Here is a 23,274-nt window from a genome sequence, read left to right on the forward strand (position 1 = left end):
GTCCCGTTCACTTCCGGCTGGGAAAGGATGTCGTGATGCCGGATCTTGAGGTCACTGATGTGGATCGTGCTGGTGCCTCGGGCAGCTCCGCCGAGCCCGGCGGTCCCAGGCGCGGGGTGGTGAGTCGCCGCGGATTGCTCGACCCGCAGATCATGCGTGTCGCTGCCGTCGAGGCTGTGCGCAAGCTCGATCCTCGCGTCCAGGTGAAGAACCCCGTCATGTTCGTCGTGCTCATCGGCTCGGTGATCACGCTGGTGGAGGCGATCGCGGATCCGAGTGCCTTCTCCTGGGCGGTGACGGTGTGGCTGGTGCTGACCGTGCTGTTCGCCAACTTCGCCGAAGCGGTGGCCGAGGGCCGCGGCAAGGCGCAGGCGGACACGCTGCGCCGGATGCGCACCGAGACCCACGCGCGGCGGCTGCGCTCCGAGGGCCGGGAGGAGCGCGTGGCGGCCTCCGAACTGTCGCTCGGCGACGTGGTGGTCTGTGAGGCGGGCGACGTCATCCCCTCCGACGGTGAGGTGATCGAGGGAGCGGCTTCGGTCGACGAGTCGGCGATCACCGGTGAGTCCGCTCCGGTGATCCGCGAGTCGGGCGGCGACCGGTCGGCTGTGACCGGCGGCACGAGGGTCCTCTCGGACCAGATCATCGTGCGGATCACCGCCGAGCCCGGAAAGACGTTCGTGGATCGGATGATCAACCTCGTCGAGGGCGCCAAGCGGCGGAAGACACCGAACGAGGTCGCACTGACGATCCTGCTCGCGGCGTTGACCATCATCTTCGTCCCCGCTGTCGTCACCCTGCAGCCGTTCAGCATGTTCGCCGGGGACCGGGTGTCGGTCATCGTCCTCATCGCGTTGCTGGTCTGCCTGATCCCGACCACCATCGGTGCGCTCCTGTCAGCGATCGGAATTGCCGGCATGGACAGGTTGGTGCAACGCAACGTTCTCGCGATGAGCGGGCGCGCCGTAGAAGCCGCCGGTGACGTACAAACTCTCCTGCTGGACAAGACCGGCACGATCACCATGGGCAACCGGATGGCCTCGGAGTTCCACCCGGTGAGCGGGTGCGACGAGCAGGAACTGGCCAACGCGGCGCAGCTTTCCTCCCTCGCCGACGAGACGCCGGAAGGACGTTCGATCGTCGTGCTCGCGAAGCAACGCTACGGCCTGCGCGGGGGCGATCTGGAACGAGAACACGAGTTCATCCCGTTCAGCGCCACGACCCGCATGTCGGGTGTGGACACCGACGGCCGGCAGATTCGCAAGGGTGCGGCGGACGCCGTCAAGCGCTGGGTGAGTGAGCTGGGGGGGTCGTCCCCAGCCGACCTGGATCCGATCGTCGAGCGGGTCGCCCGAGCCGGAGCCACGCCCCTGGTGGTGGCCGACGGTTCCCGGGTCCTGGGCGTGATCGAGCTCAAGGACGTCGTCAAGCCGGGCATCGTCGAACGCTTCGCCGAGTTGCGCGCCATCGGCATCCGCACGGTGATGGTCACCGGCGACAACCCCCTCACCGCCGCGGCGATCGCGCAGGAGGCGGGGGTGGACGACTACCTCGCCGAAGCCACTCCGGAGGCGAAGCTCGCCCTCATCAAGGCCGAGCAGGAAGGTGGCAAGCTGGTCGCGATGACGGGAGACGGCACCAACGACGCTCCCGCACTCGCGCAGGCTGACGTTGGCGTCGCCATGAACACCGGCACCACCGCCGCCAAAGAGGCCGGCAACATGGTCGACCTCGACTCCAGCCCGACCAAGCTGATCGACATCGTCGAGATCGGCAAGCAGCTCCTGATCACCAGAGGTGCGCTCACGACCTTCTCGGTGGCCAACGACGTCGCGAAGTACTTCGCGATCATCCCTGCGCTGTTCGCGGGTACGTACAGCCAGTTGGACGCGTTGGACATCATGCACCTGCACAGCCCGCAGAGCGCGGTGCTGTCCGCGGTGATCTTCAACGCGCTGGTGATCGTCGCGCTGATCCCTCTCGCCCTGCGGGGTGTGCGGTTCCGCCCCACAAGCGCGACCGCGGTCCTACGCCGCAACGTACTCATCTACGGCGTGGGCGGGCTCATCGTTCCGTTCGTGTTCATCAAACTGATCGACCTGATCCTCACCGCACTCGGAGCGTTCTGATGTTGCTGAACCTACGACGGGCGATCATCGTTTCGTTGATCTTCTTCGTTCTGCTCGGACTGGCCTACCCGTTGCTCGTGACGGGCATAGGACAGGCGTTCCTCGGCGACAAGGCCAACGGATCGCTCACCGAGCACGGCTCCACACTGATCGGCCAGGAATGGTCAGGACCGCAGTGGTTCCACGGCCGGGCCGACGGCTTCGATCCCACCGCGACCGGGGGCTCCAACCTCGGCCCCCGCTCCAAGGAGCTTCTCGGCACCTACAAGGAGCGGATCGCCGCCCTGGAGAAGCAGGGAACCACCCCGACCCAGGACCTGGTGTCCGCCTCGGGAAGCGGTGTCGACCCGGACATCAGTCCTGATGCCGCCTACGCCCAGGCGGCCACGGTCGCGAAGGCCCGCGGGTTGTCAGTGGGCCAGGTGCGTGCCCTCATCGCCAGCCATGTGAGCGGGCCGCAGTTCGGGTTCCTCGGCGCCCCGCACATCAACGTGCTGCAGCTCAACGAAGCGTTGGCCGAACTCACCTGAGAGCGCCGAGATGGCCGGATGGATCGACAACGCCGACGGTTCGCCCACCGGGTCAGCCGTCGCCACCACGATCGCGCAGACACGAGCAGGACTGGCGTTCGAGATCTCAGGCGTGATTGGTGCCACCCGCACGATCACGGTCGGGCGTAGCCAGACCTACTGCTGCACCCTTGTCGACGGCACAGGCAAGCTGGACTTGCTCTTCCTCGGCCGTGCCACCGTGCACGGCCTGCGCACCGACATCCGGTGCGCGGTCAGCGGTCGGGCCGCCATGCGGGCCGGGCGACTGGTTGCGTGGGACCCACGCTTCCGGCTCGACCCGGCCCCGCCTGGCGAGCGTCCGGACCTCGCCCGCGCCGAGGAGGAGCATGGCTCCGGTACGCCGCCGCCGGTACAGGCCGCGCTTCGTGCCGCTCGAAGAGCGATAGCGACCCAGCCGGCGGGCGAGTCCGGCGGAGCGGGGGGACGGTTGCGGATCTACCTGGGCGCCGCACCGGGTGTCGGCAAGACCTACGCGATGCTCGACGAGGGCCAGGTTCGCCGCGGGCATGGTGGCGACGTGGTGATCGCCGTGGTCGAGTCGCACGGGAGACCGGCCATCCAAGCCCAGGCGGCCGGTCTGGAAACCGTGCCACGCAAGTCGGTCGAATACCGTGGTAGCAGGTTCGAGGAGCTGGACCTCGAGGCAGTGCTCACTCGCCGACCCGGTGTCGCGCTGGTGGACGAGCTCGCCCACAGCAACGTTCCCGGGTCCGGGCGCAACGAGAAACGCTGGCAGGACGTCCTCGAACTGCTCGCCGCGGGCATCGACGTGATCACCACGGTCAACGTCCAACACATCCAGGGCCTGACCGACGCGGTCGAAGAGCTCACTGGTCTCCAGATCCGCGAGCACGTGCCTGACTCCGTCCTCCGAAGCGCCGACGAGATCGAGCTGGTGGACTCCTCGCCCGAACAGTTGCGCCGCCGGATGTCGCACGGCGACATCTATGCACCCGACGTGGCACGCCGGGCATTGGACGGGTTCTTCCAGACCGACACTCTGACCGCGCTACGCGACCTTGCCCTGCGCTTCCTGGCCGAGGAGGGCGAGGACGGCGAGGATGGCGAGGGCGAGGCCCCAAGGCGGTCCGGCCAGGCCGGCCTGCCCGTGGGCTGGGAGGCCATCGAGCGGGTGCTGGTCGGGGTCGCCCCAACCCCCGGAACCGACGTGGTGCTGCGTCGGGTGGCCCGGATCGCCAACCGGTGCAAGGCGGACCTGCATGTGGCCTACGTCATACCCACCGGTGCCGGAGCACGTCACACGCAGATCGAGAGACTGCGCGACCTCGCCCACGATCTCGGCGCCCAGTGGTCCGACCTCTACGGTGACGATCCCGCCACAGCGCTCCTGGACTTCGCGGCGAGCCAACGGATCACCCAGATCGTGGTCCTGCCCAGCCGGCGCACCCTCTGGCGGGAGATCCTCAGCGGAGGCTCCACCGTCGCACGGCTCAGCCGACTGGCCGACCGGGCCGGCATCGACGTACACATCCTCGCCACGACAGCGAGCCCGGCCGACGCCGGTAGGTAGCGATGGGGGAGCCGCGGCGTCGAGCACCAAGCGTGCGGATGCGATCCTGGCGAGAGTCATGGTCGAAGGACGGCGTCGCAATGCGGGCGTATCACATCAAAAACACAGCGATCCGGTACGGCATCTCCGGGTCGATCGCGGCGCTGGCGAGCACAGCCGTGCTCACCGTGGCCATGCTGCCGTTTCGCGGCGAGATGAGCATCGCCACCACGGCGCTGGTGCTCGTCGTACCAGTGGTCGTCGGTGCCGTGATCGGCGGCTTTCCGGTCGGCGTGTTCAGTGTCGTCGTCGGATTTCTCGTCTACGTCTTCGTCTTCATCCCGCCCTATCTGACCCTCGAGGTCGGCGAGACCCAGAACTGGGCCGCGCTCGGTGTGTACGTCGTGGTCATGCTGCCGGTCGCGCGGGTCGTGGCCGGGCTGAACGCCGCCCGGACACAGGCCCGGGAGCGCGGCATGCAGATCCGCGAACTGTTCGAGCTGTCCACCCTGCTGGTCGAGGACAAACCGCTCGACGACCTGTTGGTGATGATCGTCACCACCCTGCGCGATCTCTTCGACGCCCGCCAGGTCGCACTGCTCCTGCCGCGTGACGACAAGCTCGAGATCGTCGCCTCCGCGGGAGCTCCGATCACCGAGGAGGACCGGCGCAGGTTGCAGGCCGGTCCCGGTGTCCCCGGTCGGTTGGCCAGGGTGGAGACCGCTCGGGTGGGCTCGTACGGCGGCCCGGGACACACCGACCCGCTCCGGTTCGCGCTCGTCGCTGCCGGACGACCGGTCGGCATGCTGACCGTCTCCGGCACCACGATCACCGACAACCAACGCGAGCCCCTGCTGTTGTTCGTCAATCAGATCGCGCTGGCCATCGAACGGGCCCGACTGCGGGAACAGGCTCTCCGCACCGAACTGACCGAGGAGATGGAACGCCTGGCCCGCACCCTGGTCGCCGCCGTCTCCCACGACCTGCGGGCCCCGCTGGCGTCGATCAAGGCCGCGTCGTCCACCCTCGTCGACCCGCAGCTGCGGGGCGAGCTGGACGACCGAGCACAACGCGAGCTCGCGGGCGTGATCGACACCCAGGCCGACCAGCTCGCCACCCTCGTCACCGGTCTGCTCGACATGAGCCGTGTGCAGGCCGGAGTGCTGCGGCCGCGGGCGAGCATCGTCGATCTGCACCACGTCGTGGACACGGTCCTCGCCGACCTTCCGGTCGCCGCACGCGACCAGGAATTCAGTCTCGACCTACCCGCCGAGCTTCCACTCATCGACGTCGACGTCGTGCTGATCAGCCGCGTGCTGACAAACCTGGTGCAGAACGCGGCACGCTTCGCGTCGAAGAGCAGTCCGATCACCATCGAGGCCCGACACGCTCGTCCGGATCTGATCACCGTGTCGGTCACCGACTGCGGGCCCGGTGTCAGCCCGGACCGACGCAGCGAGATCTTCGGCCTCTTCATGCGCCGGCGCAGGGACACCGGCACCGGCCTGGGCCTGACCATCGCGAAAACCTTCGTCGACGCCCACAGGCAACGCATCTGGGTCGAGGACGCCCCCGGCGGCGGAGCCCGGTTCTCCTTCACCCTCCCCGTCGCCGCGGAACTACCGGAAAGGCACTGACATGGCCGGCATCCTGATCATCGACGACGACATCGCGCTGCTCAACGCGTGCAGGGTCGGGCTGCAGGCACTCGGCCACGACGTACGCTCCGCGGAGACCGGCAGCGAGGGACTGACCAACGTCGCGCTGGACTCCCCGGACGTCATCGTCCTCGACCTGGGCCTCCCCGACCTCGACGGTATGGAGGTCTGCACCCGGATCCGCGGATGGACCGACACCCCCATCGTCATCCTGTCCGCCGACGGCAGCGAGGACCGCAAGATCGAGGCCCTCGACGGTGGGGCCGACGACTACATGACCAAACCGTTCGGTATGCGCGAACTCGACGCTCGCATCCGCGTCGCGGTACGCCACCACGCCACGGACCCCGGAGGCAACACCAACAGCCTGCTACAGGTCGGCGACCTCACCCTCGACCTGCCGCACTACGAGGCGACCTTTCGAGGCGAGTCGTTGGACCTCACCCCCAAGGAGTTCGACTTCCTCGCCTACCTTGCCCGGCACGTCGGCAAGGTCTGCACGCGTCGCATGATCATGGAGAACGTGTGGGGACCCTCGTACGCCAACGACTCGCACTACCTCAAGGTCTACGCCTACCGCATTCGTAAGAAGCTCCACGACGAACGCGGTCACTTTCTGCAGAACGACCCCTCCGTCGGCTACCGCCTCAACGCCACCGACACCTGAGCCCGACCAGGCCCTGTCCTGCGGACGCAGGCCTAGAGGAATCGCTTCCGTACGTCAGGGTGGGAGTGGGCGATCACGTCCTGGTCGGGGTCGGCCCCGCGAACGTGCGGCAGGTGCACGACGGCGTCGTAGGCGCCCAGTGGGTTCAGCTGGAGGTACTGGGTGCCGAACCGCTGTTGGCGAACTGCGCCCACCTTTGCGGTGTCCTCAGGTGGCAGCCGCCGCAGGTCGACCCCGAACGGGCCGTCGTGGCTCGCCGCCATCAGGCCGTCGAGGCTGTCGGGCCTGGGTGGCTCGAGATCCATGAAGAGCTTGCCTTCGTAGAACTCCGGGCCTTCCATGAGCGTCTGGCCGGAGCCCATGGTGACGCCGATGACCACGTAGTCCTCGCCCAGCCGATCGGCCAACCGCAGGCCCATCGGCGTCGCGGGCGGTACGCCCTGCGGGGTGCCGGGCAGTGTGCCGGGCGAACGCTGCACATGTCCGTTGTGCGCGCCGAGGACGATCCGGTCGTGCCGGTGGAGTAGCCACTCGACCGTCTCCGTGGACGTGGCATCCCGGATGGTGAGCATGCCGAGCTGCTCGCCCCGAACCAGGTGGCGCAGACCCATGTCGATCGTGACCACCTCGCGCAGGGAGCGGAGTGTGCGCTCGTAGTCGTCGACGGAGGTCCTGCGGACATAGTCGAGGCGCCTGCTGGTCACCCGCGCCGACAGCTCGGCAAGCCCTGCGGTCAGTGCGTCCCGGTCTTCCGGCGCGAGTTCACCGTAGGCCGCGAGCCCTTGGGGGATGGAGAACGCGGACGGGATCGCGAAGGCGGTGGCCGTTTCGCGGAGCCTCGGGTTCAGCTCGAAGTCGGGATCGGCCTTGGCGAGATAGGCGGTCACGGCATCGAGGCTGGGGAGCAGGGACACGACCGAGCCGCCCAGGTCGGTGCCGTAGAACGCAACCGACGGGCTGTGCTCTCGCATCCACTGCAGATGCGCACGCAGCTGTGTCCACAGTCCCAGCAGCGATGTCACGCCGGCCGCCATGGCCTGGCCCAGGCTTCCCTCGCCGGTGCGGACCCAGTTGTGGACCAGCCATCCTTCGGTGAACCCGGTCTCCATCGCGTACGCGTCGAACCCGTGCCGCTCGACCAGGTAGCGCGTCAGACCGTGGCGCAGTTGGAGATTCTCGGCGATGTAGTGGGAGCTCTCGCCGAGCGCCACCACGCGGGCCTTTCCGACCACATCATCCAGCCATTCGAGATCGTCCAGCGGTCCGTCCGGGTCCAGCGTGCGCATCGGCCGCACCGCCTGCTTGCTCAGCTTGGTCATCATCCAACCCTCAAATCGCCTGTACCAATTTTGGGAACGGTACCAGATGTGGGATCGTATGGGTCGTGAAGACGCTCGACCTCCTTCTGCACCCGGTCCGCAGCCGCATCGTGAACGCGATGCAGGGTGATCGCGTCCGTACCGCCGCCCAGCTGTGCCAACGCTTGCCCGACGTGCCCAAGACCAGCGTGTACCGGCACGTCGGCCTGCTGGCCGAAGGGGGAGTCCTGGAGGTCGTGGACGAGAAGCGGGTGCACGGCGCCGTCGAGCGCTACTACCGGCTCCGTCGCGACAGCGCGACAATCGATCTGGACCTGGCCAAGACCATGTCGCTGGAGGATCATCGCCGCGCGTTCGCCGGAGCCATGGCCGCTCTGCTCGCCGAGTTCAACAACTATCTCGACCGCGAGGACGCCGACCCGGTCGCCGACCTCGTCGGTTACCGGCAGGGCAGCATGTGGCTCACCGACGACGAGCACGCCGAGATGGTCGAGGAGCTCGTCGCGCTGTTCCGGTCGCGGTGGGCCAACCCGCCAGCGCCGGGCCGCCGGCCGCGCATGGTGAGCGCGATCTTCTTCCCCGCCGAGAATCCCGATGAGGAAAGCTGATCCCGCGAACGTACGGCAGGCCGGCCTTTCAGCTGGCGTCGCCCATGCTGGTGAACGTGACGCGCCGGATACCGTCGTGCAGCGGGTGCGCTCCCGCACTCTCGGTCAGCGCCGGTGAGTCGAACACCTCCAGTTCGACGCCCTCACCGCGGAGCTTCAGGAAACGCGTGTGCAGGACCTCCCCGCGGCCGAGGTGCTCGATGTTCATCGGGTCGTATCCCGCTACCTCGAACGCGTTCGGGCTCAAGGCGGTAAGGACGATGCGCCCATGACGGGCAAGGAACGCCTCACGACGTAGGCGGCGTTGGGTCTCCATCGCCGCGACGGCCTCCCGCGCACTCCGGGCGACCTCGGCACGCTCGTCGGCGGAGAACTCCTTCGATGCTTGACCAGCCACCGCGGCCCGGAGCAGGCCGTCAAGCTCAAGAGTGTCGTTGGCTTCCAACGCATCCGCCCAGCCAGGTGCGAACTTGTCGAGGAGCACAGCCATGGCTTCACCGGTGTGGTAGGCAGCCCGGCGAATATCATCTGGCCGTGATGGTGTGGCGAGCGCTTCCACGCAGCGGATGGCGCCCGCCCACTTTCCCTCGACGTAGAAGGCCAAGCCTTCGTAGCGTTCCAGATCACGTTCGTAGCGGACCGCCGACTCTGGGAGGCGTTCGAAGCGATCTTGACGGAGGCTGGCCGCGACGACAGCCCAGCCCGCAGCACCTTCGAGCACGGCGCGCCGGAGAGCCTCGGCCTCGAGACGTCGCAGCGTAAGCACCTCGGGGTCCTCAACTGGGTAGGTGAGCGCGGACACTTCGTTCGCGGCCCAGGCGGGATGCCGTACACGGCAGAAGACGTGGAACGTCTCGTGGGCGATCTCTGCCTGCACGTCTGGTCGGTCGCCCTGCAGGACCGTGGCAGTCGTCACACCGCCCAGATCGACCAGCGAACTCCCGACCACGGCAGGGTGCCGGCCGTCGAAGACGAGGGCTCCCTCCGCATCTGAAGCCTGGCGGAACTCCTCCGGTGGGCTCGGGTGCCGAAACAACCAGGTGCGCTCGCCGTCGAACAGCGCGACGGGATGGTTCGTCGGAGAAAATCCGGGCCACAGCTCCGTCACGGGCACCTCCATCGACGGTCGGGGCATTGCGGCACGGAGACGAGGGTAAGCCCCTCCCCTTTACGGAGTCGCAAGTGCAGCGAGGGAAAGACCCACCAACAAGTTCGCGCAGGTCATGGACGTGACGGATCCGGCGAAGTGATGCGGGCGTGCCCGAAGTACATGAGCTCCCAGATCGCGTCCTCGGCGAACTCCTCGACCAGGCGTCCGTTCTTGTGGTGCTCGATCGTGAGCACACCCGCGAAGCGGAGGTAGGCGCCGTCGAAGCGCATCAGCCGGGCCGCCGTCCGCTTCAGCCAGGGCAGGTCCTTGGTGAGCGGGTTGCAGACCAGGTCGCGTTCGCGGTCGAAGGTCACCACGTACGTGTCATCGTCGTCCACGTACGTGTACTGGACGATGCTCGCCACCGGCTTGCCGGTCTTGGCGTCGGTGTAGACCCCGTGCCGTTCGAACGTCATCTTCTCCGGGTCGTCGCCGATGATCCGGCCGTCACGGGCCAGCATGAAGATGGGGATCTCGGCGAAGCCGTACTTCTCGGCGCTCGTGATGAACGACGCGATGGCGGTGTACGGCCCGGCCTGCCCGCGTCCCCAGTACCAGTCGTTGACGATCTTCGGCAGTCCGACGTTGCCCCAGTTGTGGTCGTGATAGCCGACGCCGGTCGTCTCGTGCCGCACCCCGTCGATCGTGTACGAGCCGCGCACGGATCCCTGCGGTACCGCGGGAAGCCAGTCGAACTCGAGGTCGCGGTTCGCGCCGAAGAGCATGTGCCCGGGGCCGGACGCCAGGCCGGGACCTCGGACGTCAACGTGAGGTTGACACTCACCGTACCGGCGCTCGCCTGGATCCGGTACTCGCGTAGGTTCTCGCCCTGGAAGCGGTTGTGCGGCCCCATCCGCACGTCCGTACGCCCGCTCGCCGCCGACCACTGCGCCGCCGGGACCGCGATCGTGTGGTTGGACGTCGTGCCGTCGGGCAGCTCCAGATTGAGCCGGAGCTGCGGGGACAGCGGGCTGGACGCCGCGCCGAGGTCCTTGTTCATGAACACCACGACGACCTTCGCGCCGTCATCGAGGTGGGCGTCGAAGTACCACCACTCGTACGACCCGGCGCGATCGTCGGTGCGGGCGCCGTCCTCCCATTCGCGGACGACGTCGCGCTCCAGCCCGAAGCGCGCGTAGTCGTCGCTCAGCGCGGCCGGCTTGCGTTGATCCGGCATGGCTCCTCCTCTCCGTCGCCCGCACAGACCAGGGCCTGTGCGGGCGTTCGCCGGCGATCGGCTCACAGGGCGGCGAAGCCCGCGTGCCAGGAGGGATACTTCGGGATCCAGTCGAGGTGCTTGCGGGCGTAGTGGTTGCTCGCGCCCCGTGCCCAGCCGTGCCGCTCGCCCTCGGTCTCCGCGGGCGCCGGGACCCCCGTCGCCGCGCAGAACGCGGGCACCCACTCCGAGGCCGCGGCGGGTTCGTCGTCGCAGACGTTGACCGCGCCGGTGGGCCAGTCCAGGGCCGCGACCGCGGCGGCGACGGCGTCCTCGATGTGCACCAGGCTGCTCACGTCCGCGTCAGCGGGGACCTTGCCGGCGCCGGCAAGCTGGGCCATCAGGCCGTCGCGGGCGTACCAGGTGTCCGGGCCGTAGAGAATGCCGTACCGCAGCACGACCCACTCGGGCGCCTCCCGGACGGCGGATTCGAGTGCGGCGACCCCGGCCACACTGGTCTGCCGCGGCTCGGGGGCGCCGAGGTCGAACGGGGTCTCCTCGGGCGCGGGGTCGGCGCCCGGCTCGTACGCCCAGGTGATGCCTTGTGCCACGATCCGGCGTACGCCGGCGGCGAGCGCCGCGTCGACCAGGTTGCGGGTCCCGACCCGGCGCAACCGCGAGTTGGCGGCGATGTCGCCCGTACTCAGGCTGGTCAGCTGGTGCATCACCACGTCAGGCCGGGCGTCGCGCACAGCGGCCGCCACCGCGTCGCGGTCGAACACGTCGACGGCGACCGGGCCGGTGCGGGCCAGTCCGATGACCTCATGGCCCTGGGCGGTCAGAAGCGGTTCGAGCCGGCGGCCGATGACGCCGGTCGAACCGGCGAGAAGGATGCGCATCACGATGCTCCCCGTCAGTTCGGCCGGGGCGCCCGGCGGCCCTTGCGCTGCTCGAGTTCCTCAGGGCTGACGAACACCAGCATCTCCTGGTCGGGTGCGCACACCATGACGACCACGAACTTGCTCTTCTGGTCGGGCAGGTTGTTGGCGGCCTGGTAGTGGATGACGTCGCCGCCCGGCTCCCAGAACGATTCGCCGGCCTTGACCGCCCGTTCCGGCTCGCCCTCCAGCTCGAAGATCATCTCGCCCGTGAGCATGTAGCCGAAGACGGGGCCGGAGTGCCGGTGCGGCGGCGAGCCGGGGTCGCCTGGCGGTAGTTCGATCGTCGCCGTCATCACGTGCGAGCCCTCCGGCAGCTCCGGAGGCATGACCGTGCCCAGCAGTACGAGCTCGTTGTTGCCCATCTTCATGGTCTCCATGGTCCGAACGTAACCCGATCCGGACCAGCGGAATGGACCACTTAGCGACGGCTTTGATGGACCAGTTGGCAGAGCCTGGTCAGTGCCGCCGCCCACGCGTGCGAGGGCGGCGCCGCGTATCCGAGGATCAGCGCCGCCGCCTGCCGCTCGTCCGCCGGATCGTGCCAGTAGTCGTTGCTGTGCAGACCGGTCAGGTGCAGACCCTGGCGCCGCCCGGCCTGGATCAGCCGGCGCTCCTCCGCCGCCGAGGCCATCGGCAGCAGTGCGTGCATGCCGGCCGCGATGCCCTCCAGCGGGGTGGCGGTCACCTCGGCCAGACGGTCGGCGAGTTCGGCTCGGCGGCGCCGGTAGCTCAGGCGCATGCGGCGGATGTGCCGGTCGTAGTCGCCGTGCGCGAGGAGGTCGGCCATCGCGAGCTGGCTGATCGCGGAGACCCCGGCGCCGGCCTCCCGGATCGCCGCCGTCAGGTCGCGGCGCAGCGGTTCGGGTACGACGAACCAGCCCAGCCGTACGCCCGGCGCCAGCGACTTGCTCGTGCTGCCGGCGTACACGATCCGCTCGGGCGCCAGCGCCTGCATCGCGCCGACCGGCCGTTGGTCGTAGCGGAACTCACCGTCGTAGTCGTCCTCGATCAGGAACGCGTCGTGCTCCCGCGCCCAGGCGATGAGCTGGTAGCGGTGCCGCGGGGCGAGCACCACCCCGGTCGGATGCTGGTGCGCGGGGGTGAGCAGCGCGGCCTGACCCGTCGCCTCGTCCGGGTCGGCTCCGCCCGCGCCGACGGTGAGCGGGGTGACCGCCAGTCCCGCGGCACGCAGCACCATCCGGTGGCGGGCCAGGCCGGGGTTCTCGGTGGCGATGGCGCGTACGCCGCGCCCGTGCAGCGCCCGCGCCAGCAGGGAGAGGCCTTGGGTGAAGCCCGCGGTGATCACCACGGCGTCCGGGTCGCAGCGCACCCCACGGGTACGCGCGAGATAGCCGGCCACCGCCGCCCGCAACCCGGGCAGCCCGGTCGGCTCGGTGTAGTCCAGCTCGTCGTGGGAGGCCGTCGCCAGCGCCCGGCGGACACTGCTGGCCCAGGCCGTACGTGGGAACGAACCGAGATCGGGAATCCCCGGCCGTAACTCGATCACTTGCGCGGACGCGGCCGACGGATGCGGTTTCACGCGTGAGCTGGGCGGGTCATGGGGCACCTCCGCGACTCGGGTTCCCGAGCCGGGCGCCGACACCAGCCACCCTTCCGCGACCAGTTGCGCGTAGGCCTGCACCACCGTGCCCCGGGCGAGGCCCAGGTCGGTGGCCAGGCTCCGGCTCCCGGGCAGACGCGACCCGGCCCGCAGCCGGCCGGCCCGAATGCTGTCTCGTAACGCGGCCTCCAGCGAACGACCCGGAAAACCCGCGTCCGGATCGAACTCCAGATGCAGGTCGAGTGACTCCGCCACCCGCCAACGATCTCATCCGTACGGCCGAAAGCGCCGGGCGGTCGAGCCAGCACCGGCTATCCCGCGCATTATCCCGATTCTTCGTATTCGGTGCAGATCTGCTCGAGTACGTATTTCGCATCCGCGAGCTCGGAGCCTCCGTCGCCGAGGGCCCCAGCGTAGGTGGCGAGGGTCTTCCACAGCGCCCAGCCTCGCCCGCGTGCCCAGGTCGCCTGGTCGACAGACAGCCGGTCACGAAACACCTTGCGGCTCGGTCCCGACAGCAAGGTCCAGGCGATCGCCAGGTCGCACGCCGGGTCTCCGACGCCGCACGTACCGAAGTCGATGACGGCGACAAGCGTGCCGTCCTTCACCAGAAGGTTTCCCTGGGCCACATCGCCGTGGAACCAGACCGGACGCTGGTCCCAGGACTCCCGCAACGCGGCCTGCCAGATCTCCGCGGCGACGTCGGTACGAACGTGGCCGTCCAGCGCCTCGAGTGCGCGCTGTGCCTCTTTGTCGTAGGTCTCCAACGTCCCGCCTCGGTACCAGTTGTGTAGTCCAGGAGCTGGGCCGTCGGTGGGGTCGATCTGTTGCAGGGCGGCAAGGAAGTCGGCGAGCGTGGCACCGAACGCGGTCAGGTCGGCGATGGTGGCCCGGCTCGCGGGCTCGCCACCGAGCCATCGGTAGACCGACCACGCGTGTGAATAGCCCTCGCCGGGCGCGCCTTTCGCCACCGGAACGGGGATGGGCAGGGGTAGCTGTGGGGCGAGTAGCGGGAGCCACCGGTGTTCCTTGTCGACCGCCAGCGCGTACGGCGAGGCGCTGGGCAGCCGCACCGACAGCTCGCCGCCGAGATGAAACGTCCGGTTGTCCCAGCCCTCGTTCGCGACCCGCCGGATCGGAAGATCGGCCCACTGCGGGAACTGCGTGGCGACGAGCCGCCGCACCAGCCCCACATCGGAAGGAATGCGCGTCGGCACGGGACCAAGGTCGGGGACCCCACTCATCTACCCACCCCTACTGGACTGAACGGCAACCCGGACGGCCTGCTGCCTGGCGAAGAGCGACGACTCCGGCATCGGACCATCCACCCACAACGGCCCCTCATCGGCAACAACATTTCCCGGCGGCTCACCTGTCGCGCCGTCGGCCCGGGCCGCCCGATCTGGAGCACCTCGGAACCTGGAGCACCTCGGAATCTAGAGGACCTCGAAGTAGCCGTCGTCGGAGAAGATGTGCCGGGGCCGGTCGGGGCCCTCCGCCGCGAGTCGGTGGATCCTCTCGAGGAACGCCGGGTCCTGGTTGTCCCCCCGGTACACGCTGAAGTCCCTTGCCAGCCAGGCGGGAATCGCGCCGAAGCGGTGCGAGGTCTGCGACTCCAGGTACCACGTCACGTGGACGACCGCCCCGCTCTCCTCGTACCAGGCCGTCGTCTCGATCCCAGGCGCGACGCGCTGGTAGTACGTCCTCTGGATGGCATGTCGTCCGGCATGTGGGCCCGCCGCGAGGGTGTACTCGATGTCGTCCGGCCCGACGATGACCGGATCGAAGACCCAGCCGTCGGCCTGGAGCCAGCCCAGTCGTGCGCCGAGAATGGCACGGAGCATGGGGATCCACCCCTGAGGTGAGAGAGAACAGTCTCTGGGCCCGAGAGGGCGGCGCTTCGCCAACAGTCATGGTCGGTCCTCTCCCGACCTGGCGTACATGCGTCGCGAACCCCGCATTCCACCCACACGAACGGCGCGCTTCCGTGGGGCGGCGCAACACGCTCCGGTTCTCGGGCGCCATGCTCTTCAGCCTGCCCTAGCTCCCGCCGGCGTCCAAGCCCTCGCCGCTGTCCAAGCCCTTGCCGCCCACGCGAACCATGCGTAGTTCATTGACTCCTGTCCCGGGGTGTTTCTTCGCCGCACCGTCCACCGCGAAGCGGTGCCGACGGTAGAACGCCAGCGCCCGTTCGTTCCCCTCCACGACCCACAGGTAGGCAGCGGCGTCGCCGAGGGCGGCTGTCAAGAGTTGGTTGGCGAGGCCGGTGCCATGGTGGGCAGCCAACACGTTGATGACCTGTAGTTCCGTGGATGTCGGTGCGTCATCGTCGCGGGCTGGCCCAACGGCGATGAAGCCGACGATCTCCTGCTCAGCCAGGCCGATCAGCCGTGTCACGCGCTCGTCTGGCTGCTCGAGCATCGTCAGCCACCGGATGGTTGACTGGCGCGGATCCAGCTTGTCCAGGAACTGTTGCGGCATGAGTCCCACATATGCCTCCCGCCAGATCCGGATGTGGACGTGGCCGAGCGACGTCGCGTCCGCGGGTCGAGGTGGCCGGATCGCGTACTCGACTGCCATGAAGACACCTCTCCTCGGGAGTCCCGTTCCTCCCGCGACGGCACAGCCCCGCGGCGAGGTCATGCGCGTCCAGCTCGGACAGCTAGCATCGCGCCAGCCAGTCTCCGACGATCGCGAAGTCTGCGTCAGTGAGGCCGTGGCTTGACTTGACGCGATGAAGAAGAGCCAGCCCCTGATGGTGTTCGGACACCCAGGAGCGATCAGTCTCGGTGATCTCGTCATCCACCCAGACGAACGCGCGCCCAGCGGCACAGTCGACCAGGGCACGAGTCTTCCAGTGCAGCCCCTCCCCCTCCTCGCCCTCGCACCCGTCGGGCCAGGCCACGACGGGCAGTTCCGGTAAGCCGATTCGCGGAGCGATCTCCTCGTTCGCATCGGACATCCAGGACGAAGCCCACACGAGGTCGCACGGCAACGCCAGAAGGCGCCTCCCGTGCTCGGGATCGAGCCTCGCCAGAAACGGATTGATGGGGGCATCCGAGGGGTCCTGCGTTTCGTGAAGCTCCGGGACATCCGGACGTGGCGCAGGTGGGACTCCGAAAGGGATGAGTGTTCCGTCCACATCGAGAAAGAGCAGAGGGCGGCCTACCGTATCGGTCACTGCCGCACGATAGCAACGGCCCACCGGGGGCCACCCACATCCGCTACGGCGCGGGCGGCCCCCGGGGAGGTCGTGGCGGAACGTCAGGAGCTGGTGAGAATGACGAGTCGCTGGGTCGCCCGGGTCATCGCGACGTAGCGGTCGACCGCCCCTTCGATACCCTCGCCGAACGCCTCCGGGTCGATGAGGACGACCAGGTCGAACTCGAGCCCCTTGGACAGCTCCGGCGTCAGCGACTGGACGCGGGACGTCGCCCGGAACGTGCCGTCCGCGACGCCATGGGCGCTGATGACGCAGGCGATCCCCTCGGTGTGCTCGGTGAGCCAGGTGTCGAGGATCGAGCCAAGCTCCGAGACGGATCCGTGGACGACGGGGACGTCGCTGCTGCGGATCGAGGTCGGCACGTTGGCGTCTGGGAGTACGGCCCGGATGACAGGCTCGGCTTCTGTCATGACCTCTTCCGGCGTCCGGTAGTTGATGCTCAGGGAAGCCAGGTTGATGTTGTCGAGCCCGATCCGCTCGAGCCGCTCCTGCCACGACTCCGTGAACCCGTGCCGGGCCTGGGCACGATCCCCGACGATGGTGAAGCTGCGGGACGGGCAGCGGAGCCGCAACATCTGCCACTCCGCGTCGGTCAGTTCCTGCGCCTCGTCCACGACGATGTGCGCGAACGGGCCGGCCAGCAGGTCCGGGTCGGTGCTCGACAGCGCTGCCTCGTCGACCAGGGTCTCCTGCAGGTCCTCCCCGCGGAGCATCGACATCACCAGCATCTCGGAGTCGTCCGTCTCGATGAGGTTGTCGACCACGTGGGACATCCGCTCGCGCTCGGCGGCGGCAGCGGCCTGCTGCCGGCGCCGACGTCGTGCTCCCTCCGGGTCGCCGAGCCGTTGCCGTGCCGCGTCCAGGAGAGGCAGGTCGGACACCGTCCAGGCGTGGGGATCCGCGCGCTGCAACTTCCGTACCTCATCCGGGTTGAGCCAGGGCGCGCACATGCGCAGGTAGGCGGGCACCGACCACAGATCTCCGACGAGGTCGTCCGGATCGATCAGCGGCCACGCCCTGTTGAAGGTGGTGACCAGATCCTGGTTCCGCAGCAGTGACCTGCGCAGCAGGTCGGCCGGGACTTCTTCGCCCTCGTACTCGTCGCCGTGCTTGTCGATCAGGATCGTGAGCAGTTCCTCCCAGACCTCCTCGCGCGCATCGTTGTGCGGAGTGCCGGAGTCTGTCGCTCCGAACGCCTCGGCCCAGTCAGCGGGACTGAGCCAGATGTCGGACCAGTGGGTCTGGACCGTCATCCCCTTGGTGGGCGGCTCCTCGTAGAGCCGGACGGCTGGCTCGATGGCCTTCACCATGTCCGCGGACGACTTCAGGCGGACCACGTCCGGGTCGGTCTCGACTCCCGCCGTGGCTCCCTCGAGGACGAGGTCCCGCAGGGTGCAGGTCTGCACGCCCTCCTCCCCGAGGCTGGGGAGGACGTCGGCGACGTAGGTCAGGTAGGGCTGGTGCGGACCGACGAACAGGACGCCGCCTCGACGGTGACCCAGGCGAGGGTCGGAGTAGAGGAGGTAGGCCGTGCGGTGCAGAGCCACCACGGTCTTCCCGGTACCAGGACCGCCGTCGACGACCAGAGTGCCGCGGGATCCCGCGCGGATGATGGCGTCCTGGTCGGCCTGGATGGTGCCGAGCACGTCCCGCATCCGGGGTGAGCGGCTGCTGCCGAGGCTGGCGATGAAGGCGGACTGGTCGTCGAGCGCGGCGCGCCCCTCCAGACCGTCCGGGGTGAACACCTCGTCCCAGTAGTCGCTGATCCGGCCGCGGGTCCAGCGATACCTGCGGCGGCTCGCCAGCCCCATCGGGTTGGCGTGGGTCGCTCCGAAGAACGGCTCAGCCGCCGGGGACCGCCAGTCGAGCAGCAGCCGACGACCCGCGCTGTCGGTGAGGCCGAGTCGTCCGACGTAGACGGGCTCGGGGTCCTCCGCGCTGACCATGTGTCCGAGGCACAGGTCCAAACCGAAGCGACGCAGGGTACGCAGGCGAGCGGTCAGCCGGTGGATCTCCATGTCCCGGTCCATGGCCTCCTGGCCGATGCCGCCGGGTGCCTTGCGGGCGGCGTCGAGGCGGTCGGACAGGTCGGTGATCGCCTGCTCGAGGCTCTCCGCGATGGCCGCGAAGTGCCGCTCGTCGCCGGCGATCAGTGTCGGGTCGGCCTTGGCGGCAAGGTTGTCGGGAAGGTCGAACACGCTGGTGGTCAGGGGGTTCACGTCATCAGCTCCGATCGAGCAGCAGCTTCGCGGCCACCGTCGCTCCGTTGGTGTGGATCGTGCAGGCCACGGCGGCCACGGGTTCGAGGTCCCCGTGCGACCCATACGTCGACAACGCCACACGCATTTCGTACTCCCCGTTTCCGTGGTTCCAGGTACGGCCAGCGATTCTGCGGCATGACTGGGGTCTTGCCGCAAGCCCCCGGGTGCGCTATAAGTTGAGAGTGGCAGGGAGTGCGCACTCCTCCTTGCCGTTGATCAGCCCCTTTGATCGTCCGATCGGACTGACAACCTCCTCGCCAACCGGCAGCGCCGCGTACGGCCTCACGTCGCCCCAGGAGCATCTCCCACCTGCCCCACGCCGTCCGCGGCGGCTCTGCCACGTCAACGTGTCCTTGCTTCGGGCGAGACTCTTGAACGCGGGTCACAGCGTGGAGCGGGGTCATAGCGTGGAGGGCGCGAGACGTGTCTCACTCGAGATGTCGCTGGCGCTGTCTCGGCCGTCAAGGACTGCCTTGCGGCCTCCACCTCCTGGTCGGTCGAACCGGGCGAAAGGGATACCGATGAAGGCGTGCGGAGTGTCCGGGCCGGGTGCGGACGTCATGCTGCTGGAACTGCCCGACCCACCGTCGCCCGGTCCCGGGCAGCTTCTGGTGGCAGTCGAGGCGGCCGGGGTCGGACCGTGGGATCAGTTGCTCAACGGCGCCGGCTGGGACGTCGGCTTGCGTCCGCCGGCGGCGCTGGGAGTGGAAGGCGCGGGCAGGGTCCTGGCGGTCGGCGCCGATGTCGATGTCGATGAGTTCGCCGTCGGTGACCGGGTCCTCGCGCACGAGGCTCCGCTGCCCGGCGGAAGCGGCTTCTGGGCCGAACGTGTCCTGCTCACCGCGGCTGACACGGCGCCCTGTCTGCCCGGGTTGACGCCTGCGGAAGCGGCAGCACTGCCGGTCAACGGCCTCACCGCGTGGCAGGCTCTGGCGACGCTGGGTCTCGGTTCGGGTCAGCGGCTCCTGATCACCAACGGAGCCGGCGCCACCGGCTCGCTGGCGATTCAACTCGCCGCGGCCATGGGGGTCGAGGTGACCGCGACCGCTTCCGCTTCTTCCACCGATCGCCTGCGTGGCCTTGGAGCGGCGCGGGTCGTCGACTACCACGACCCGGACTGGCCGGACCGGGTACGCGGACCCTTCGACGGTGCGCTCACCGCCGCCACCGGCACGGCGACGGCCGTGCTGCCCCTGGTACGCGACGGCGGGCGGCTGTGCTCCCTGACCTCGGACGCACCTGCGGCCGAGCGGTCCATCACCAGCACCGACCTCTACGTCCAGCCGGATGCCAGGCAGTTGGCCCGGCTGGCGGAGCAGGTCGGCGAAGGGGAGTTGCGCCTGGTACCGGAGCCTCTCCCGCTGCGCGAGGGGCCCGCCGCGTTCACCCGCGCGGCCGCCGGACGCACCGGCGGGAAGAAGCTCGTGCTCGTTCCCTGAGCCGGTGAGCGCGAGCCGGACGATCTTGGCCTCACGCTGTGTAGCTCAGCGCGTCACTTCAGCAGGGCGCGACGTGCCGCTTCCCTGACGATCTGTTCGGCGGTCGCCTCCGGCGTGAGTGCGGATGTGTCGAACCACCAGCCGACATCGCTGAAGTCCCGACGCAACTCGGCTTCGAGCCTGTGGTAACCGTCGAACTCCCACCGCTCGCTGAGCGTGCGCGTCGAGTTGCGTTGCCGGCAGACCTCCACACTGGGGGCGAGGGTGACCAGGTGCACCGGTCGCGGAGCTATCAGGCCGACCAGGAAGTCGAGCTCCGCAAGGTCCGTGACGAGCTGGTCGATCAGAACCGTGAAGCCGAAATCGATGTAGTTGTTGGCCAGGCCGGACAGGTTCCGGTCACAGAGCTCAGCCTGTCGCTTCGCCTCGTCGGCGGGCGTGCCCAGGCGCCACACGCGACCACTGAGGATCATCTCGTTCACGTCGTCGGCCTTGATCTGAGCAGCCCGAGGCAGCAGCCGAGCGGCCAACCCGGTCACCGTGGACTTCCCTGCCGCCGGCATCCCGGACACAATCACGCAGCCTGACAACTCGGGTGTGATCACGGCCCCGATCGTGCCGAGGAGCCTCGTCGGTGAGCAACCACTTTTCGGTCTGTGGCCGCGCGGCAACGTCGGTCCGACCGGTCAGACCTCGGCGGTGTATTCTCGCATCGGGTCCGACCGTTCCCCGCGGTCTGTGAGGTGTCTTCGTTCCCCTTCAGGCGCGGGTGCGAAATGCTGGCGAAACCCCGGGGAATTGATGGAGAAATCGAAATGCCGTCGAACGGCTAATCGAACCACTCCGCGCGTCTCACAAACCCCCGGTATGACCGCAGATATCGCCGCTTCGGACAGCTCAATCGGGCATGCCTAATCCGCCTCCAGCTCTGCCCGTACGGTCCAACCTCTTGGGGCAGCGGCATTCTTCACCTTCGGGCAGGGGAATTTGGAAGTTCTTGCGTCTCCTCTCTGATTCGACCTAGGCTCGCGGCGTTCCTCTCGGGTGGGGATCCATGAGGTGGTGGGCATGGGTGAGGAAACCATGCCCCATACCGGCGCGGTCACAGATGGCGCTGGTAACGGGGCCGGTTCAAGTTGGGTAAAGGGTTTTCACGGCACGGTCGGCGGATTGACTCTCAAGGAGAGTCCATTCGCGTCCGTACGCGAGATCGCACTGTCGCGACGGTCAACGGGATTCGGGCGCATTGATGCGCTCACCGAGTTGCCCAGGCGACCGGGATGGGTGACCCCGACAGGTGCCAACGGTGCGGTGCACGCCGGCATCGGTGTGGGCGATGCGGGGTCCGAGGCTGATTCCGTGCTCGGTGGGATATCGGGTTCGGAGTCGACCGGGCAGGCGCGGCAGGAGCTCCCGAATGTCGGCTCCGGTGAATCCCTGGCGGCCTTTCTGGATCGGCGGCTGGCCGACGCGCCCTACCTGTATCTGCCGAACCGCGGACGTGCGTACGCCATTACCAAGCGGCTCATCGACCTGATCGGCGCGACGGTCCTGCTGGTGGTCGGTGCACCGGTCATGATCGTGTTGGCGATCCTGATTCGACTGGATTCACCAGGGCCGGCGATCTTTCGGCAGACCCGGGTGACCAGAGGCGGACGGACCTTCACCTTCTTCAAGTTCCGCACGATGTACGTCGATGCCCGGGAGCGTTTTCCTGAGCTTTACCAGTACCACCTGAGTGCGGACCTTCGGGACACCACCTACTACAAGTTGGCAGACGATCCGCGCAACACCAAGGTCGGTCGCTGGCTGCGCCGGACGACTCTCGACGAGCTTCCCAACCTGTTCAACGTGTTGCTCGGAGATCTGAGCCTGGTGGGCCCACGTCCCGACCTGCCCGAACTCGTGGTCTTCTACCGTCCGGAGGAGTTGGCCTGCCTGTTCACCAAGGCCGGGCTGACCGGACTGGCACAGGTCGCCGGTCGCAGCTTCCTGACCATCCGGGAGCGGCTGACGCTGGACATGCGCTACGTGGCGCAGCAGACCCTGATGCTGGACCTGCGGATCCTCTGGCGCACCGTCATCGTCGTCGTACTCGGCCGTGGAGCCTTCTGATGGCCGCGCGCATCCCGGCCGACGAGCTCGAGCGGCGGCGAACCACCGGCATCGACGTGGTGATCTGTACCTACCGCAGCAGTGCGCACATCCGGGCCTGCCTGGACAGCGTGCGGGTGAGCGCATCCGTCAGCACGACGACGGTCGTCGACAACGCCTCGGACGACGGAACCGCGGACCTGGTGGCCGGCCACGACGCGTCGGTCCGGGTGGTCCAGATGGGCAGCAACACCGGCTTCGCCCGCGCGGTGAACCGAGGGATCGCCGGTGGCAGCGCGGGATACGTCTTCGTGCTCAACCCTGACACGGTGGTGGGGGAGGGCGCCCTGGAGACGCTGCTGGAGTTCGCGGCGCGGCAGCCGGAGGCCGGCGTGGTGGCGCCCAGGCTGCTGTACGGCGACGGGCGCGACCAGCTCACCGCGCGCGCCTTCCCGACCCCCGCGGCCGGACTGTTCGGGCGCAGGTCGCCGTTGACCCGCCTGATGCCGAACAACCGGTGGTCCGCACGGTACCTGGCCGGACGGCGGCGCACCGGCGACGAACCGTTCGCGGTCGACTGGGTGTCGGGCGCGGCCATGCTGGTGCCGCGGCGCGTCATCGACGAGGTAGGGGCACTGGACGAGGGCTTCTTCCTGTTCTGGGAGGACGCGGACTGGTGCCACCGGATCAAGGACGCCGGGTACGCCGTGTGGTGCGTTCCCACCGCCCGCGTTGTCCATCACGAGGGCGGATCACGGGGGTTCGGCTGGACGCCGGCGACCATCAGGCCCTTCCACCGGGGGGCCTACCGCTACTGGTGCAAGCACCATGCCCCGCAGCTGTGGAACCCCCTGCGCTGGACGGCGGGGATCTTGCTGGCAGCGCGCGCGGCACTGCTCCTGGTGCGCTCGAAGTTGGGCGGACCCCTGCTCGACCGTCGTCCCGAACCTGCTAGCGGAGGGTCGTTTCCCCCGTCATGATGACTC

General features: G+C 68.5%; 22 protein-coding genes. 9 read left to right on the forward strand and 13 right to left on the reverse strand.

The annotated features are described in order from the left end of the window. Positions 1-35: 35 nt before the first annotated feature. The 5 genes from kdpB (at position 36) to HEB94_RS15830 (ending at position 6,536) form a co-directional block, all read left to right on the forward strand. Complete coding sequence (gene kdpB, locus HEB94_RS15810; protein WP_192750596.1) at positions 36-2,129, forward strand: potassium-transporting ATPase subunit KdpB; 2,094 nt, start codon at positions 36-38, stop codon at positions 2,127-2,129. Continuing rightward, positions 2,129-2,659 (forward strand): potassium-transporting ATPase subunit C, encoded by a 531-nt coding sequence (locus tag HEB94_RS15815; RefSeq protein ID WP_192750597.1) that lies wholly within the window; start codon positions 2,129-2,131, stop codon positions 2,657-2,659. Before kdpB ends, HEB94_RS15815 begins: the two co-directional genes overlap by 1 nt. Positions 2,660-2,669: 10 nt before the next feature. Further along, the gene (locus tag HEB94_RS15820; protein WP_192750598.1) at positions 2,670-4,232 is read left to right on the forward strand and encodes a hypothetical protein; all 1,563 of its coding nucleotides are present in this window, start codon (positions 2,670-2,672) and stop codon (positions 4,230-4,232) included. Positions 4,233-4,312: 80 nt separating this feature from the next. Continuing rightward, positions 4,313-5,848 carry a sensor histidine kinase gene (locus tag HEB94_RS15825; protein ID WP_192750599.1) on the forward strand — a complete coding sequence of 512 codons (1,536 nt, stop codon included), beginning with the start codon at positions 4,313-4,315 and terminating at the stop codon, positions 5,846-5,848. Position 5,849: 1 nt separating this feature from the next. After that, on the forward strand, positions 5,850-6,536 hold the full coding sequence (locus HEB94_RS15830) for a response regulator transcription factor (RefSeq protein WP_192750600.1): 687 nt from the start codon (positions 5,850-5,852) through the stop codon (positions 6,534-6,536). Between the two features lie 32 nt (positions 6,537-6,568). On the opposite strand, the gene HEB94_RS15835 is transcribed toward HEB94_RS15830, so the two are convergent. Then, positions 6,569-7,855 (reverse strand): erythromycin esterase family protein, encoded by a 1,287-nt coding sequence (locus tag HEB94_RS15835; protein ID WP_202896368.1) that lies wholly within the window; start codon positions 7,853-7,855, stop codon positions 6,569-6,571. A gap of 65 nt (positions 7,856-7,920) precedes the next feature. Between HEB94_RS15835 and HEB94_RS15840 the strand changes: the two genes are divergently transcribed. After that, positions 7,921-8,463, forward strand: a complete 543-nt coding sequence (locus HEB94_RS15840; protein WP_192750602.1) for a helix-turn-helix domain-containing protein — start codon at positions 7,921-7,923, stop codon at positions 8,461-8,463. A 28-nt stretch (positions 8,464-8,491) separates the two neighbouring features. Here the strand turns inward: HEB94_RS15840 and HEB94_RS15845 are convergent, their stop codons facing one another. From HEB94_RS15845 to HEB94_RS52450, 11 genes are all read right to left on the reverse strand, one after another. Then, positions 8,492-9,571 carry a hypothetical protein gene (locus HEB94_RS15845; RefSeq protein WP_192750603.1) on the reverse strand — a complete coding sequence of 360 codons (1,080 nt, stop codon included), beginning with the start codon at positions 9,569-9,571 and terminating at the stop codon, positions 8,492-8,494. Positions 9,572-9,684: 113 nt separating this feature from the next. After that, complete coding sequence (locus HEB94_RS49275) at positions 9,685-10,338, reverse strand: hypothetical protein (RefSeq protein WP_202896369.1); 654 nt, start codon at positions 10,336-10,338, stop codon at positions 9,685-9,687. A gap of 514 nt (positions 10,339-10,852) precedes the next feature. Continuing rightward, positions 10,853-11,668: an NAD-dependent epimerase/dehydratase family protein gene (locus HEB94_RS15855; RefSeq protein ID WP_192750604.1), complete on the reverse strand. Its 816-nt coding sequence runs from the start codon at positions 11,666-11,668 to the stop codon at positions 10,853-10,855. A gap of 14 nt (positions 11,669-11,682) precedes the next feature. Then, a complete protein-coding gene (locus HEB94_RS15860; RefSeq protein WP_192750605.1) occupies positions 11,683-12,087 on the reverse strand; it encodes a cupin domain-containing protein in 405 nt (134 codons plus the stop codon). 41 nt (positions 12,088-12,128) lie between these two features. Beyond that, positions 12,129-13,526 (reverse strand): MocR-like pyridoxine biosynthesis transcription factor PdxR, encoded by a 1,398-nt coding sequence (gene pdxR, locus HEB94_RS15865; protein ID WP_192750606.1) that lies wholly within the window; start codon positions 13,524-13,526, stop codon positions 12,129-12,131. A 68-nt stretch (positions 13,527-13,594) separates the two neighbouring features. After that, on the reverse strand, positions 13,595-14,515 hold the full coding sequence (locus HEB94_RS15870) for an aminoglycoside phosphotransferase family protein (RefSeq protein WP_192750607.1): 921 nt from the start codon (positions 14,513-14,515) through the stop codon (positions 13,595-13,597). A 192-nt stretch (positions 14,516-14,707) separates the two neighbouring features. Beyond that, the gene (locus HEB94_RS15875) at positions 14,708-15,115 is read right to left on the reverse strand and encodes a phenolic acid decarboxylase (protein WP_192750608.1); all 408 of its coding nucleotides are present in this window, start codon (positions 15,113-15,115) and stop codon (positions 14,708-14,710) included. A 196-nt stretch (positions 15,116-15,311) separates the two neighbouring features. After that, positions 15,312-15,851, reverse strand: coding sequence for a GNAT family N-acetyltransferase (locus HEB94_RS15880; RefSeq protein ID WP_192750609.1), 540 nt, complete (start codon positions 15,849-15,851; stop codon positions 15,312-15,314). An 82-nt stretch (positions 15,852-15,933) separates the two neighbouring features. Next, positions 15,934-16,452, reverse strand: a complete 519-nt coding sequence (locus HEB94_RS15885) for an HAD domain-containing protein (protein ID WP_192750610.1) — start codon at positions 16,450-16,452, stop codon at positions 15,934-15,936. 83 nt (positions 16,453-16,535) lie between these two features. Further along, entirely contained in the window at positions 16,536-18,713 is a 2,178-nt protein-coding gene (gene helR, locus HEB94_RS15890) for an RNA polymerase recycling motor ATPase HelR (protein ID WP_192750611.1), read from the reverse strand. A 4-nt stretch (positions 18,714-18,717) separates the two neighbouring features. After that, positions 18,718-18,840, reverse strand: coding sequence for a hypothetical protein (locus tag HEB94_RS52450; protein WP_273375667.1), 123 nt, complete (start codon positions 18,838-18,840; stop codon positions 18,718-18,720). A gap of 436 nt (positions 18,841-19,276) precedes the next feature. Between HEB94_RS52450 and HEB94_RS15895 the strand changes: the two genes are divergently transcribed. Beyond that, positions 19,277-20,194 carry an NADP-dependent oxidoreductase gene (locus HEB94_RS15895; protein ID WP_192750612.1) on the forward strand — a complete coding sequence of 306 codons (918 nt, stop codon included), beginning with the start codon at positions 19,277-19,279 and terminating at the stop codon, positions 20,192-20,194. A 53-nt stretch (positions 20,195-20,247) separates the two neighbouring features. On the opposite strand, the gene HEB94_RS15900 is transcribed toward HEB94_RS15895, so the two are convergent. Continuing rightward, positions 20,248-20,799 (reverse strand): AAA family ATPase, encoded by a 552-nt coding sequence (locus HEB94_RS15900; RefSeq protein WP_337917713.1) that lies wholly within the window; start codon positions 20,797-20,799, stop codon positions 20,248-20,250. Between the two features lie 679 nt (positions 20,800-21,478). Here HEB94_RS15900 and HEB94_RS52455 point away from each other — a divergent pair. Together HEB94_RS52455 and HEB94_RS15910 are read left to right on the forward strand one after the other, a co-directional pair. Further along, entirely contained in the window at positions 21,479-22,309 is an 831-nt protein-coding gene (locus HEB94_RS52455) for a sugar transferase (protein WP_202896370.1), read from the forward strand. Next, a complete protein-coding gene (locus HEB94_RS15910) occupies positions 22,309-23,268 on the forward strand; it encodes a glycosyltransferase family 2 protein (RefSeq protein ID WP_192750613.1) in 960 nt (319 codons plus the stop codon). Before HEB94_RS52455 ends, HEB94_RS15910 begins: the two co-directional genes overlap by 1 nt. Positions 23,269-23,274: the final 6 nt, after the last annotated feature.

Origin of the sequence: Actinopolymorpha pittospori, from assembly GCF_014873875.1 — a bacterium.
Classification (GTDB): domain Bacteria; phylum Actinomycetota; class Actinomycetes; order Propionibacteriales; family Actinopolymorphaceae; genus Actinopolymorpha; species Actinopolymorpha pittospori.